The sequence below is a fragment of the Arthrobacter sp. N1 genome, assembly GCF_048288285.1.
Classification (GTDB): Bacteria; Actinomycetota; Actinomycetes; order Actinomycetales; family Micrococcaceae; genus Arthrobacter_D.
In genome coordinates this window covers 26200-40818 of sequence record NZ_CP102608.1, presented here as the reverse complement: position 1 = coordinate 40818, position 14619 = coordinate 26200, and the positions used below count along the sequence as shown (strand labels likewise).

At 68.9% G+C, this 14619-nt stretch carries 12 protein-coding genes and 1 tRNA gene; 9 read left to right on the top strand and 4 right to left on the bottom strand.

What is annotated here, in order from left to right; all coding sequences use genetic code 11:
- Window positions 1-30: 30 nt before the first annotated feature.
- Window positions 31-750 (bottom strand): FadR/GntR family transcriptional regulator, encoded by a 720-nt coding sequence (locus NVV32_RS00185; protein WP_055766085.1) that lies wholly within the window; start codon window positions 748-750, stop codon window positions 31-33.
- A gap of 221 nt (window positions 751-971) precedes the next feature.
- Between NVV32_RS00185 and NVV32_RS00180 the strand changes: the two genes are divergently transcribed.
- From NVV32_RS00180 to NVV32_RS00170, 3 genes are all read left to right on the top strand, one after another.
- Window positions 972-1490, top strand: coding sequence for a gluconokinase (locus NVV32_RS00180; protein WP_422390959.1), 519 nt, complete (start codon window positions 972-974; stop codon window positions 1488-1490).
- Window positions 1491-1523: 33 nt separating this feature from the next.
- A complete protein-coding gene (locus NVV32_RS00175; protein WP_055766091.1) occupies window positions 1524-2924 on the top strand; it encodes a GntP family permease in 1401 nt (466 codons plus the stop codon).
- A 242-nt stretch (window positions 2925-3166) separates the two neighbouring features.
- A complete protein-coding gene (locus NVV32_RS00170) occupies window positions 3167-3958 on the top strand; it encodes an SDR family NAD(P)-dependent oxidoreductase (RefSeq protein WP_422390958.1) in 792 nt (263 codons plus the stop codon).
- A 24-nt stretch (window positions 3959-3982) separates the two neighbouring features.
- On the opposite strand, the gene NVV32_RS00165 is transcribed toward NVV32_RS00170, so the two are convergent.
- Window positions 3983-4726 (bottom strand): LysR family transcriptional regulator substrate-binding protein, encoded by a 744-nt coding sequence (locus NVV32_RS00165; RefSeq protein ID WP_422390957.1) that lies wholly within the window; start codon window positions 4724-4726, stop codon window positions 3983-3985.
- A 70-nt stretch (window positions 4727-4796) separates the two neighbouring features.
- Here NVV32_RS00165 and NVV32_RS00160 point away from each other — a divergent pair, with 70 nt between their 5' ends.
- The 4 genes from NVV32_RS00160 (at window position 4797) to NVV32_RS00145 (ending at window position 11741) form a co-directional block, all read left to right on the top strand.
- Window positions 4797-5189 (top strand): DUF5997 family protein, encoded by a 393-nt coding sequence (locus NVV32_RS00160; RefSeq protein ID WP_152813616.1) that lies wholly within the window; start codon window positions 4797-4799, stop codon window positions 5187-5189.
- Between the two features lie 583 nt (window positions 5190-5772).
- On the top strand, window positions 5773-6606 hold the full coding sequence (locus NVV32_RS00155; RefSeq protein ID WP_422390956.1) for a hypothetical protein: 834 nt from the start codon (window positions 5773-5775) through the stop codon (window positions 6604-6606).
- Window positions 6603-8219: a DNA polymerase Y family protein gene (locus NVV32_RS00150; RefSeq protein WP_422390955.1), complete on the top strand. Its 1617-nt coding sequence runs from the start codon at window positions 6603-6605 to the stop codon at window positions 8217-8219. Before NVV32_RS00155 ends, NVV32_RS00150 begins: the two co-directional genes overlap by 4 nt.
- Window positions 8220-8321: 102 nt before the next feature.
- Window positions 8322-11741 (top strand): error-prone DNA polymerase, encoded by a 3420-nt coding sequence (locus tag NVV32_RS00145; RefSeq protein ID WP_055766108.1) that lies wholly within the window; start codon window positions 8322-8324, stop codon window positions 11739-11741.
- A 36-nt stretch (window positions 11742-11777) separates the two neighbouring features.
- Here the strand turns inward: NVV32_RS00145 and NVV32_RS00140 are convergent, their stop codons facing one another.
- Entirely contained in the window at window positions 11778-12815 is a 1038-nt protein-coding gene (locus tag NVV32_RS00140; protein ID WP_422390954.1) for a M14 family zinc carboxypeptidase, read from the bottom strand.
- Between the two features lie 150 nt (window positions 12816-12965).
- Window positions 12966-13048 (bottom strand) — tRNA-Leu (locus NVV32_RS00135).
- A 318-nt stretch (window positions 13049-13366) separates the two neighbouring features.
- Between NVV32_RS00135 and NVV32_RS00130 the strand changes: the two genes are divergently transcribed.
- A complete protein-coding gene (locus tag NVV32_RS00130; RefSeq protein WP_422390953.1) occupies window positions 13367-14107 on the top strand; it encodes an FhaA domain-containing protein in 741 nt (246 codons plus the stop codon).
- Window positions 14104-14592, top strand: a complete 489-nt coding sequence (locus tag NVV32_RS00125; RefSeq protein WP_055766116.1) for an FHA domain-containing protein FhaB/FipA — start codon at window positions 14104-14106, stop codon at window positions 14590-14592. The genes NVV32_RS00130 and NVV32_RS00125 overlap by 4 nt, the downstream gene beginning before the upstream one ends.
- Window positions 14593-14619: the final 27 nt, after the last annotated feature.

Sequence of the window (14619 nt, the reverse complement as noted above, 5' to 3'; positions counted from 1 at the left end):
CCTCGATCGGAATCGACCCCGATCGACGCCCTACTCGATGGCGCTGCGCACTTCGGCCAGGAGCGACGCCATTCCCGTCTCAGCCGCGGTCGGATGACCGCTGCTGATCGCCTCGGCCACCTGCTCGTGAGTCCGGAGGGCATGTTCCTTGGGATGGTGCGGCATGAGTCCCTGATGCGTCCGGCCGGAGAGCACCTCCGCGATCACCCCCTGGAGGGCGAGGAACATCTCGTTGCCACTGGATTCCAGGATGAGCGTGTGGAACTCGATGTCCACGGCCAGGAACTCCTCGAGGTCGCCGTTCTCGCCGAGGCGGCGCAGGTCGCGTCCGAGGTCCAGGAGTCGCAGCCGCTGGTCGGACGAGGCATGCTCTGCCGCGAGCGCTGCCGCCACGGGTTCGACGGCGCGGCGAAGATGCGTCAGCGAGCGGAACTGGCCGGCGCGGCCCGGCCCGTTCAGGCGCCACCGGATCACCCTGGCGTCGTAGACGTTCCAGCTCGCCGGAGCCTGGACCACGAGTCCGAGCCGTCGCTTCGGCACGATCAGGTGCATCGATTCCAGGACCCGCATGCAGTCGCGCACGACGGTGCGGGAGACGCCGAACCGCTGCTGGAGACCCTCGATGGTCAGTCGGGCGCCCTCGGCCAGCACGCCGTCGGTGATGTCCTGTCCGAGCGCGTCGATGATGTGGGTGGTGAGGACGGTCGCCGCACCCGCGTTCCTCCCGGCCGGAACCGGCTGCGCCGTCATGGTCCTCCTCGATGTGCTCCGGCGGCTCCGCCGGTCGTCCCACTCTAGAGCGCACGACCGAACAAAAGTAGTACCTTTGCTCGCCCAAAGGTGTTACCTTTGCTGTGCACCACGCGGAGCCGTGACCTGCCGCACACGGCTCGCCAGGGTTCGCCGCGGCGGAGCCGCACAGCAGGTCACCGCACCGCACCGCACCGCATCGCATCGACGAGGGAGTCAGTATGGACGCGCACCCACACCACGTGGTCGTGATGGGGATCTCCGGATCCGGCAAGACGACCATCGCCACCCGGATGGCCGAACAGCTCGGCTGGGTCTTCGCCGAGGCGGATGATTTCCACCCACCAGCGAACATCACGAAGATGACGTCGGGCATCGCGCTCACCGACGAGGACCGCTGGCCGTGGCTCGAGTCGATTCGGGCATGGCTGACGGAGCAGGCACACGCGGGGCTGAGCACCGTCGTGACCTGTTCGGCCCTCCGACGGTCCTACCGTGACGTCCTCACCGGGGCGGACGGCGACGTCCGCTTCGTGCACCTCCTCGGCGACACCGACCTGATCCTGGATCGGATGAAGACGCGGAGCGGCCATTTCATGCCCGAGTCGCTCCTGCCCTCGCAGATCAGCACCCTCGAGCCCTTGGAGCCCGACGAGCAGGGCGTGCGCATCGAGAACACCGGCACGCCCGCCGAGGTCGTCGCCGAGGTCATCACCCGGCTCGACCTGCACAGCACCTAGTCCCCCACCCACCCCGTTCGACGGAGAACCACCATGCCCATCGAAGGCTGGACCCAGAGCCTCACCGCCGGTCCACTCCTCCTGATCGCCGCAGCCGCGATCGTCGTCCTGCTGTTCCTGATCATCAAGCTCCGGATCCACGCGTTCGTCTCGCTGATCATCATCAGCCTCGTGACGGCCTTCGCGACCGGGATCCCCACCTCGCAGATCGTCACCGTCCTCGTGGGGAGCTTCGGCTCGACCCTGGGCGCCGTCGCGCTCCTCGTGGGACTCGGCGCCATGCTCGGCCGCCTCGTCGAGACCAGTGGCGGGGCGAAGGTCCTCGCGGACTACCTGATCCGCGTCTTCGGCGAGAATCGTGCGCCCTTCGCGCTCGGCGTCGCCTCCCTGATCTTCGGCTTCCCCATCTTCTTCGACGCCGGGCTCGTGGTCATGCTGCCCATCGTCTTCTCCGTCGCACGCCGGCTCGGCGGGGGTGTCCTGCGGTACGGCCTGCCCGCAGCGGGTGCCTTCTCCGTGATGCACATCTTCGTGCCGCCGCACCCGGGACCGGTCGCGGCGTCCGAGTTCTTCGGAGCGAACGTGGGCATCGTGATCATGGTGGGCCTCGTCGCGGCCATCCCGACCTGGTACGTCACCTCCTACCTCTACGGGATCTGGGCCGGGAAGAAGTACGTGCTCCCCGTGCCCGAGCTCCTCGGCACCGCGGACGAGCACGCCGAGGCGAACCCCCCGAAGTTCGGCACCGTCGTGGGGATCCTCCTGCTCCCACTCGTCCTGATCTTCCTCAACACGGGACTCAATACGGCGGCCCGCTCCGGCGCCTTCGACGAGAGCCTCACCGACCAGGCCTGGTTCCAGGTCCTCCGTACCATCGGGGAGACCCCCGTGGCCCTGCTCATCTCGCTGCTGGTCGCCTCCTACGTCCTCGGGCGCAGGCGCGGGATCGACAAGACGGTGCTCGAGAGCACGCTCGAGGCCGCACTCGGTCCCGTCTGCTCCGTCATCCTCATCACCGGGGCCGGCGGCATGTTCGGTGGAGTACTCCGGACGAGCGGTATCGGTGACGCCCTCGCCGACGTCCTCGGGGACCTCGGCATCCCGTTGATCGTCGCCGGGTTCCTCATCGCCGCCATCCTCCGCATCGCCCAGGGCTCCGCGACCGTGGCCCTGACCACGGCGGCAGGACTGATCTCGCCCGCGATCCTCGCCGGCGACTACAACGCGCTGCAACTCGCAGCCCTCGTGGTCGCCGTGGCCGGCGGGTCGGTCGTGGCGAGCCACGTCAACGACTCCGGTTTCTGGCTCGTGGGCCGCTTCCTCAACATGGACGTCAAGACCACCCTGAAGACCTGGACGGTGATGGAGACGACCATCGGCGTCATGGGCTTCGCCATCGCTGCAGCGGTCTTCTCCCTCGCCTCCCTCGGCTGACGCGCGAACGACGTCGACAGGGGCCCGTCCGCGACCTGCGGGCGGGCCCCTGTCACCTCGTCGTGCCGTCCGCGTAGCAGGTGATACCGCGGATCGGGGGACGGATCGACGCCTTGTGCGCGTGGACGGACGGATGTCACCGTCGATGACGGGTCATCAGGACCCGTACGGTCCGGGCGGGAGCGATCCCGACGGCGGACCGGTGGCCGATGCGTGACGAGCGGACGAGGAGTGGATGACCCATGGATGCACCGGGGGCAGGAGCCGCGATGCAGCGGTTCGAGGACAGGGTGGTCATCGTGACCGGGGCCGGATCCGGCATCGGCGAGGCGACGGCACGGCGGTTCGTCGCCGAGGGCGCCCGGGTGGTGCTCACCGATTCGGTCGCCGAGAAGATCGACGCCGTCGTGGCCTCGCTGCCCGAGGGCCGGGCGGTGTCACTTCCCGCGGACTCCTCGGACTACGACCAGGTCGCGGCCATGGTGCAGGCCACCGTGGATCGCTTCGGACAGCTCGACGTCCTCGTCAACAACGCAGGGACCATCACGCAGGGCACGGTGCAGGACACGAGCGTCGAGGACTGGCACCGCGTGCTCGGTACCGACCTCTCCGGCGTGTTCTACGGGACGAAGGCGGCTTTGGCCCACCTGCTCGACAGCAGGGGCTGCATCGTGAACGTCTCCTCCGTGTCCGGACTCGCGGCCGACTGGCGCATGAGCGCCTACAACGCCGCCAAGGGAGGCGTCAGCAATTTCACGCGCGCCGTGGCCCTCGACCACGGGCGCGACGGCGTCCGCGTCAATGCCGTGGCCCCCGGCTTCGTCTGGACGGAGCTCACCAGCGAGGACGGCGAGCCGCACGAGCTCGACGACGAATTCGCCCGACGCATCGCCCTCGGGCGCGGAGGGCTCCCTGACGAGGTGGCAGCAGCCATCACCTTCCTCGCGAGTGACGACGCCCGGTTCATCACCGGCGTCGTCCTCCCGGTGGACGGCGGCACCATGGCCAGCAACGGACAGCCCGCGCAGGCCTGACCGGGAGCGGGGCGGACCCGCCTGCTAGCGGCGCTTCCCCCGGGAGCCCGATGGCCGGGACTGCTTGTTCTGCGGTGTCCTGCCGCCCTTCTGCACGGACCCGCCCTTCCGCGCCGTTCCCCCTCCGGTGGTCTTCGAGGCGGTGCCGGCGTTCTTCGCCGACTTCTCAGCGGCCTTCTTGGACGCCGACTTCTTCGGCGCCTCCCGCTGGGATGGCTGGCGGGAACTGCGGGCCGTCCTGCCGCGGACGATCCCGATGAACTCCTCGACATCGTCGGACTCGTCCTCCACACGCCACGCGATCCCGATCGTGGTGGTCGCGACGCCCTCCACCGGGCGGTGCACGGCGTCCTTCCGCGCGTGGAGGCGGGCGAGGGACATCGGGAGGATCACGACGCCGGCGCCCGAGGCCGCGACCTCCACCGCCGTCCTCGGACCGCCGCACTCCGCGACGTCGAGCAGGGTCTCCCCGTCGAGCTCCCCGGCGGGGATGTCCTCGTAGAGGGACAGCTCGTTCTCCCGGGACATCACGGCAACGGGCTGTTCCTCATACAGGGGGATCAGGTGGATCCCCTCCCTGTCCACGGGCAGGCGGACGAACACGACGTCGTCGGCCCCCTCCCGCAGTGCCACCAGGGCGTCGTCGTCGTGCTGGTGCAGGTCTAGGGGGACGGCCGGGTGCCGCTCACGCCAGCGGGCCACCCACTTGCCCGGCGTGACGCCCGGCACGAAGCCCACGGAGAGGTTTCGGGGCTGATCGGTGGACACCTGATCACAGTAGCGCGTGGCGGGAGCGGCCGATCATGGCTGCCTGCCGCACGACCGTTAAGCTGGATCCATGACTCCCGCGAAGACGCCCCAGACCCTGAAGCCCGCCACCGCGGCCAAGAAACTGGGAATCTACCTGCCCGCCGCGCCCCAGGACTTCCAGGAGACCGAGCTGACGCGCGCGGAGTTCAACGAGCTCCAGCAGACACCCCCTGAATGGCTGGCCGAACTGCGCCGCACCGGGCCGCATCCGCGCCCCGTCGTCGCCCAGAAGCTCGGCATCTCGATCGGGGGACTCGCCCGGGGCGGCATCACCGACCCCCTGACGAGCGAGGAGATCACCACCCTGCTGCAGGAGCCGCCGGCCTGGCTGGTCTCGGAGCGGTCCACGCAGGCGGCGGTGCGTGCGGAGGCGGCACGGGTCAAGGAGCGCGACGCCGCGCGCACGGCCTCCGACGCCTGACCCTCCTGCGGGGACCACCGCGGCCCTGCCTGACCCTGGCGTGTCCCAGGAGTGAGGATCGAACGCCGCCCGGCTGCCCAGCCTGCATGGCTGCCAGCCATCGGGTGCAGGTCGGCTGACGCCCATTGACTCCTGCTCGCCCGCTCATCTGCGTGCCCTCGTACCTGCCCGGGCGCTTGTCCGCCTGGCCTCGTGCCGCTTGCCTGCCTGCCCTTCGTGCCTGCCCGCGTGCCACTTGCCTGTCTACGAGCCCGGGCGCCTGTCCGCTTCACCTCGTGCCGCTTGCCTGTCTGCGTGCCCGACTGCTTGCCCTCTGCCTCCGGAAGTGGAAGCCCCATGAGCGCGTCCTGCTCCTCCGGCTGTCCTGCGGCTCCGGACGGTCGCCATGGCCTTCCCGGGTGCCGCCGACGCAGGATCGTCAGAGGCCCTTCCTACCATCGAGTTCTCCGCCGAACCGCTGCGGACCTCCCTGCCGAGGAGGCCCGACCCGTTCCCGAGGAGAGTCGCGCTTACCATAGGAGAGGCACATTCCCATGGAGGCGCGCCGATTGACTTAATCGAACACGTATTCGAATATTAACGGGTGACGCCTCCACCTGCCGGCCATGCCCTCGAATGGGATGAGCCCTCACCCGACCTCGGGGGACCGTCACGTCCGGAACCCACCGGCCGTCAGGGTGGGTCCGCGGCCGAGATCGCCCTCGGGCTCCAGTCCCGCATCAACAGCATGCAGGCCGTCACGCTCGATTCCCGGCGGCTGCCCACGGTTCCTGCCCTCGCCCGGATCCTGCCGGGCGGAGGTCTCCAGTCCGGAGGCTCCTACGCCGTCCGCAACTCCACCTCCCTCGCCATGGCCCTGCTCGCAGGCCCGTCCGCGACGGGCGCCTGGTGCAGCGTCATCGGCCTGCCTGACTTCAGCGTCGAGGCGGCCCAGGGCTTCGGCATCAACCTCGAACGCCTCATCCTGGTGCCGGACCCGGGATCACAGTGGCTCACCGTCACGGCTGCCCTCGTCGACGTCGTCTCGATCGTCCTGACCAGGGCGCCGGAACACCTCGCCCCCACCGAATGGGCCAGGCTGAAGGCACGGCTCCGCCAGCGAGGCGCAGCACTGATCACCCTGGGGTCCTGGAAGCAGAGCGATTCGACACTCGGCGTGGCGGAGAGTGCCTGGGAGGGCCTGGGCTCGGGGACGGGACACCTGAGGTCGCGGCGCATGAAGATCACCGCGACACAGCCCTCGGGCCGGCTGCGCCACGCCTATGTGGGGCTGGCCGACCTGCAGGGCACTCCGACGGGCGGATCCGCGCCCTCGGCCGCGTACACACCGGGAGCACCGGAAGCACCGGGAGCACCGGGAGCACCGGACTCCGGCACCCACACCCTCTTCGAACCCCAGCTGGTGAGGTCCTCGTGACATCGGCCCTCCCAGCCCTGCCCGCCGGTTCGGCCCACGCCACCCGGACCCTGATGTTCTGGTGCCCCGACTGGCCCATCACCGCGGCCCTGCGTGAACACGCCCTGCCCGCCGAGACGCCCCTCGCCCTCGTGGACCGTGGTGAGGTGTTCGCATGTTCCCCTGCGGCGCGGCAGGACGGCGTGAAACGGGGACTGCGTATCAGGGAGGCCCAGGCCCGCAGCACGAACCTCGTCCCCCTGCCCTATGACCCCTCGCTCGATGAACGCACCTTCGAACCCGTGACCACGGCGGTGGAAACGATCATGCCCGGCGTCCAGGTCGTCCGCCCGGGACTCTGCGCCGTCAGGGCCAAGGGCCCGTCGCGGTACTACGGCAGCGAGTCCGAGGCTGCACGCGTGGTCTTCCGGACCCTCGCCGCCATGGGACTCACCGACGTGCGGATCGGGATCGCCGACGGGCCGTTCGCTGCCGAACAGGCGGCCAAGGCCACCGATCAGCTGGACGACGACGTCGAGCAGCTCGTCGTCATTCCAGCGGGCCGCTCGGCCTGGTTCCTCGGCAGCTACCCGCTGGAGATCCTCGAACAGCCCAAGCTCACCGTGCTGCTCAAACGCCTCGGCATCCGTTCGCTCGGTGACTTCGCGGCCCTCAGGGCCTCCGACGTCCGCAACCGCTTCGGCATCGAGGGAGCCCTCGCGCACCACCAGGCCAGTGGGCTCGACCACCGCAGTGTCGTGGCCCGCACACCACCTCCCCACCTGGACACCGTCGCTGATTTCGAGCCGCCCCTCGCCCGGATCGACCAGCTCGCCTTCGCCTTCCGGTCACGGGCGGGCGAGTTCGTCGACACCCTCCGCGAGGCCGGGCTCGTCTGCACCGCGCTGCACGTCTCGCTGCACACCGAATCCGGTGAGGCTTCCGAGCGCCGCTGGCAGCACCCGCGCTGGTTCGATGCCGACGACGTCGTGGACCGCGTGCGCTGGCAGCTCCAGGGGACCAATGCCTCCGACCACGGCCTCACCTCCGGCATCACCCGCGTGCAGGTCGTCCCCGAGATCGTGGAGAACCTCAGCGACCACGCCGACGGGCTCTGGGGTACGGGCCCGGACGAGGGGATCCATCACGGCCTGGCCCGGGTGCAGAGCATGCTGGGCCATGGTGCCGTGCTCACCGCGATCGTCGCCGGCGGGCGTCTCCTGGCCGACCGCCGGGTCTTCGTCCCCTGGGGGGATGCACCCGCCGGTCAGCAGCAGGCGGCCGCAGTCCCCCTGAAGGATCGGAATCAGCCCTGGCCCGGCCGTCTTCCAGGGCCCGCCCCCGCCACCGTGCACGCCGAGCCGGTTCCCGCGGTCGTCGTCGACTCCCGCGGCAACCCGGTGGACGTGGACGCCCGCGGACTCCTGAGCGCCGACCCCGCCTTCTTCAGCACAGGTCCGGACGGCGGCCGGCACGCGGTGCACTCCTGGGCCGGACCGTGGCCCATCAACGAACGCTGGTGGGACCGGAAAGGCCGGGTGCTCGACCGGTTCCAGTTGGTGGACCAGTCAGGATCTGCCTGGCTGCTGCTCCTCGAGGACCATGCCTGGTGGGTCGAGGCCGGCTACGACTGACGGCCCGCCCTGCCTCGGACACCAGCGGGAGCATGGCGGGGCACCACAACGAAGAACACCACGCAGCACGCACAGCACGCACAGCCGGGACAGGGGGACGCCATGGGCTGGAACAACCCACCCATCCCGTGGTCGGACTTCGAGCGGAACCTGTCCGACACGCGTCCGGGAGCTCCACCCCTCGGGGCCGACGGCGGTGACAGCCCCGCCTGGTCCCGCAAACGCCAGCCCTACACCGCACCGGTGGAGGCCTCCGCTCCCGAGGGTCCCGTGGTGCCTTACGCGGAACTGCACGTCCACTCCAACTTCAGCTTCCTCGACGGTGCGTCCAGCCCGGAACACCTCGCGGAGGAGGCGCAGCGGCTCGGCCTGTCCGGCATGGCGCTGACCGACCACGACGGCCTGTACGGCGCTGTCCACTTCGCCGAGGCCGCCGAGAAGTATCCCGGGTTCTCCACCATGTACGGGACGGAACTCTCCCTCGAACTGTCCAGGCCGCAGAACGGGGAGGCCGATCCCGAAGGACGCCACCTGCTGGTCCTGGCCCGGGGATCCGCGGGCTACCACCGCCTGTCCACGGCCATCACGGAGGCACAGCTCGCCACCGATGCGGAGAAGGGCAAGCCCCGCTACGACCTGGAGAGCCTTGCGGGCCATGCCGCCGGCCAATGGATGATCCTCACGGGGTGCAGGAAGGGGACCGTGCGTTCAGCCCTCGTCGCGGCGGGGGAATCCGCAGCAGAAGCGGAGCTCCGGCTGCTCGTGGACCTGTTCGGGAAGGAGTCCGTCGCCGTGGAACTGACCGATCAGGGCAATCCGCTGGACACGGCCCACAATGACGTGCTGGCCTCGATGGCCGCCCGGCTGTCACTGCCCACCGTGGCCACCAACAACGTGCACTACGCCACGCCGAAGCAGCACCGTCTTGCCTCGGCCCTCGCCGCGGTCCGCGCACGGCGGAGCCTGGACCAGATGGACGGCTGGCTTCCCGCAGCAGGGGCCGCCCACCTGCGCAGCGGGGTCGAGATGGCGCGCCGCTTCAGGGCCTATCCCGGCGCGGTGGAGCGCACCGTGGAGATCGCCGCCGATCTCTCCTTCACGCTCCGCAGCGTGAAACCCGGTCTGCCGAACATCGACCTGCCGGAGGGCCATACCCAGATGAGCTACCTGCGCGAGCTCGTCTGGCAGGGGGCGGACAAGCTCTACGGGAACCGTGCGGATGTCCGGGAACGGATCGAGCGCGAGCTCGAGGTGATCGAGGACAAGAACTTCCCCGGGTACTTCCTGATCGTCCACGACCTCGTGCACTACGCGCGTCGCAACGGGATCCTCTGCCAGGGACGGGGGTCGGCCGCCAATTCGGCGGTCTGCTACCTGCTCGAGATCACGGCTGTCGATTCCATCAAGTACCAGCTCCCGTTCGAACGGTTCCTCTCCAGCATGCGGGACGAGGAACCGGACATCGACGTCGACTTCGATTCGGACCGCCGCGAGGAGGTCATCCAGTACGTCTACCGGAAGTACGGACGGTTCAACGCCGCACAGGTGGCCAACGTCATCACCTACCGTCCCAAGTTCGCGGTCCGCGACATGGCCAAGGCCCTGGGGCACAGCCCGGGCCAGCAGGACGCATGGTCCAAGCAGATCGAGCGTTGGGGCGGGCTCGTTTCGAGCGACGACCACGACATCCCGGAGTCGGTGGTGGGCCTGGCCCAGGAGGTCCTCAGATTCCCGCGCCACATGGGCATCCACTCGGGCGGGATGGTCCTGACCGATCGACCGGTGGGAGAAGTATGCCCTATCGAGCATGGGCGCATGGAGGGCCGGACCGTCCTGCAGTGGGACAAGGACGACTGCGCCTGGATGGGACTCGTGAAGTTCGACCTGCTGGGCCTCGGGATCCTCGCTGCGATCCAGTACAACTTCGACCTCGTGGAGCAGCACTTCGGTGAGACGTGGGAGCTGCACACCATCCCCAAGGAGGAGCAGGGCGTGTACGACATGCTGTGCTTCGCGGATTCCGTCGGGGTGTTCCAGGTGGAGAGCCGCGCCCAGATGGGGATGCTCCCGCGCCTGCTGCCACGCCAGTTCTACGACCTCGTGATCGAGGTGGCACTCGTACGGCCCGGACCCATTCAGGGCGGTGCCGTGCACCCCTACATCAAGCGGAAGATGGGCGAGGAGGAGGTCCGGTACATCCATCCCGACCTCAAGCCCGTGCTCGAACGGACGCTCGGGGTTCCCCTCTTCCAGGAGCAACTCATGCAGATGGCCATGGTGGTGGGTGGCTGCTCCGGAGCGGACGCCGATCTCCTGCGCCGGGCCATGGGGTCCAAGCGCGGCGAGGAGCGGATCGATTCCCTGAAGGCCAAGCTGTACGAGGGCATGGAGTCCAACGGCATCACCGGCCCCGTCGCCGATGCCATCTACAACAAGATCCACGCCTTCGCGAACTTCGGCTTCGCGGAGAGCCACTCGATCAGCTTCGCCCTGCTGGTCTACGTCAGCGCCTGGCTCCGGCTCCACTACCCGGGGGCTTTCCTCGCAGCGCTCCTGCGTGCACAGCCCATGGGGTTCTACTCACCCCAGACCCTCGTGGCGGATGCGCGGAGGCACGGTGCCGTCGTCCTGCGCCCGGACATCCTGCACTCGGGCGTCCACGCCGACCTCGAGCCGCTGGAAGGGTACGAGCCGCCGGAGGACCCCCGGGAGCGGACCACCGGCATGGACTGCTGCACGGAGGACGAGCAGCCCCCGGTCGGGTACTTCGACCGTGACACGCCCTTCGACTCGACCCCGCACCGCCGTGACGGCAACTACGCGGTCCGCCTGGGGCTCGCGAGCGTGGAGACGCTCGGGCTGAAGCTGGCAGAGAAGATCGTCGCCGAACGGGAGCTCAACGGGCCCTACGAGGACATGCCGGATCTCGCGCGGCGGACCGGGGCGGATGCGGGCCAGCTCGAGGCCCTTGCTGCCTCGGGCGCCTTCGATTCGATGGGTCTGACCCGCCGGGAGGCGCTCTGGAACGCCGGACCCGCCTCCACGGAACGTGAGGGCCAGATCAAGGGGACGGCGGTCTACATCCAGCCCCCGCTGATGCCCGAGCTCTCGGACATCGACAAAGTCGGGTCGGATCTCTGGTCCACGGGCATCACTCCTGACGACCACCCCGTACGCCATGCCAGGGAACGGCTGAAGCGCCGGGGTGCCCTGACCGCCGTCGAACTGAAGACCTCCGAGTCGGGACGGCGGGTCGAGGTGGCGGGTGTCGTCACGCACCGGCAGCGCCCCGCGACGGCGAGCGGCATCACCTTCATGAATCTCGAGGACGAGACCGGCCTGGTCAACGTCATCTGCTCGGTCGGTGTCTGGCAGCGGCACCGCAGGGTGGCCCGTGAGGCGAGCAGCGTGATCGTGCGCGGCGTGCTCGAGCGGTCCTCGGAGGGGATCGTCAACATCGTGGCGGACCGCATCGAGGTGCTGCAGCTGAAGGCGACCACGAAGTCCCGCGACTTCCGCTGACCGGTGCAGGTCGGCGGAAGCCGCGGGGCAGGACCGCTACTCGGTGTCGCGCGTGGTCTGCTCGGCGAGCGTGTCCCAGAACGAGGTGTCCGCCGTGTCGATCGAGCCGTCAGCGATGGCCCGCGCCGTGGCATCGAGCGTGGTCACCGTCTGCTTGATGAGGTAGCCGTTGCTCTTCTGCCCGAGGACCGCGGACTCGTTCGTGTTGTCGGACATGCCGCGCATCTCGAACAGCAGCGTCGAGATGCCGTACTCGACGGCGATGCCGTTGCGGCTGATCGTCTCGGCCGAACCGCCCACGTAGCGGCCGAGGTGGCCCCAGCCCGTCGAATCCACGGCATCGAACACGACGGCGCCCAGACGCTTCGACCCCTCGACCACGTCGGGATCGGCATTCGGCGTCGTGGGGAAGAGGATCGACCCCGAGACCAGCTCGCCGTCGCGCTCGCTCTGCGTGCCCTGGTGGTGCAGGTCGATCATGTAGTCGATGCCGTAGACGCCCATCACGTTCTCGTGCAGCGCCTGCGTCTCCGGCTGGATCTTCGCCACGTGGTCGCGGTTGAGGTCCGTCCCGGTCGCGTTGGCGCGGGTCAGGGTCCTGCCACCGTCGGCGATGTACCCGTCGAGGGGGAAGTCGACGTCTCCCATCGCCCCGTCCGGGTTGAGCATCGGGACGACGAGGATGTTGACGCCGTCGAGCACGCCCTTCGTCTTGCCGGTCCCGAGGTGCTTGATGTATTCGAGCGCCCCCTCCATGGTCAGCTGCTCGTTCCCGTGCTGCTGGGTCAGGTAGAGGATGGTGGGATTGTCCGGGTCGGAGATGTACTTCGCGAGATAGAGATCGCGTCCCTTGACCGACTGCCCGATCACCTCCAGCTCCATGGCCGGCTGGCGTGCATCCTGTTTCTTCAGTTCCGCGACCATCTCGTCGTACGTGCGCAGGATCGACGTGTTGATCGTCTCGTTGCCACCGTAGTTCGGGCCTTCACCGACGGCTACCGCCGGAGCGGCGGCAGCTCCGGACGCAAGCAACGCTGCGAGCGACAGGGCGGCGACTGTTCTGGATGTCTTCATGATCGAGCTCCTCCTGAGTGGGTGCGATGCACTCAGTGAACAACCGACCGTTGCTTGTGTCAATCAACTTGGCGCCGACTTCGGCCACTGGCCCGAACGCAGGAAGGGCCCCCGCTGAGCGGAGGCCCTTCCCGATGTACCACTGCACTGTGCGCGAGGGGGGATTTGAACCCCCACACCCTTTCGGATACTGGCACCTGAAGCCAGCGCGTCTGCCGTTCCGCCACTCGCGCAATTCGAGATTCCAACTCCGTGCGCCAGGCGCAGGTGTTGTGAACAGCAGAGACAAGCATAGCCGAGCGCCACCGCAATCACCTAAACCGCACGGAGCAGGGAGAACCACGGCGACACCGGGCCCGAGCGCGCGCCGGGCGATCGTTAGGACAAAGTGATCCGGGCACCGCCACCCTGGAGCCCATTCCCGGAGGCTCCCAGTAGTATCGGAGGGAACATGCCCGGCTGGACACTGCCGTCAGAAGGACCGGGTGAAGCCCCCAGCAGACCGCTGGCAGGGCCGAGGCCACAGGGCGGCACAGGGGAGGAGGCGGACGATGGGCATTCTGGACAACGTGGAGCGCGGGCTCGAAAAGCTGGTCCGCGGTGCCTTCGCCACGGGTTCCAAGTCCCAGGTCCAGCCCCTCGAGATCGCGAGTGCGCTCCGCAAGGAACTGGACACCCGCTCCCTCGTTCTCGCGCAGGGCCGAACACTGGCTCCCAACGTCTTCACCGCGCGCCTCTCCGACTCCGACTTCGAACGCGCACAGCAGTGGGGCTCGGCCCTGGCCGAGGAACTGTGCGACGTCGTGATCGCGCACGTCAACGGTCAGCAGTACACGCTGCAGGGTCCGGTCCGCGTCTCGTTCGAGCACGACCAGGATCTGAAGGCGGGCGTCTTCGAGATCGATTCCTCCATGGAGAAGGAGGCGGCTGCGCGGCGGCCTATCGCCCCGTCCGCTCCGGCCGCGCCGCGGCGCCAGCCCACCCGATACCAGGCCGTCCTCGACGTCGACGGCCGGCGCTACTCCCTCAACTCCCCGTCGATCGTGCTCGGACGTTCGTCAGAGGCGGACATCCTCGTCGACGACACCGGTGTGTCCCGGCGCCACCTCGAGATCCGCAGCCAGGGAGGCCGCACCTACGCCGTCGACCTCGGATCCACGAACGGCAGCTACGTCAACGGCCAGCGCGTCGACGGCCAGGCCGAACTGACGGATGGCTCCATGATCACCGTGGGGCGGTCGCGTCTGACCTTCCGGCTCGTCCAGGCACAGAGCGAGGGCGGCCAGCGATGAGCGAAGCCGGCGAGCTCACCGTCACGCTCCTGCGCTTCGGGTTCCTCATCCTCCTCTGGATCCTGGTCCTCAGTACGGTCGGCGCCCTGCGGCGGGATCTCGTGGTGGGCCGACGCAACAAGGTCGGTACGCCCACCGCTCGGGAGATCCGCAAGAACCCGGAGCTCGTCGAGGAACCTCCACCCGCGCGGGCCGCCGCCCATCGACTGGTCGTCACCGAGGGACCGCTCACGGGAACCACCCTCGACCTCGCCGCAAGCCCCATCCTGCTCGGTAGGGCGCAGGAGGCGACGCTCGTCCTCGAGGACGACTACGCATCCGGCCGCCATGCACGACTGTTCCCGCAGGGCAGCCGCTGGTTCATCGAAGACCTCGGATCCACCAACGGGACGTACCTCGGCGGTGCCCAGCTCACGCGTGCGCTGCCCGTCGAACCGGGCGTCCCCATCCGGATCGGCAAGACGGTCATCGAATTGAGGCCGTAGGAGTGCGGCTTGCCCTGAGGTTCGCTG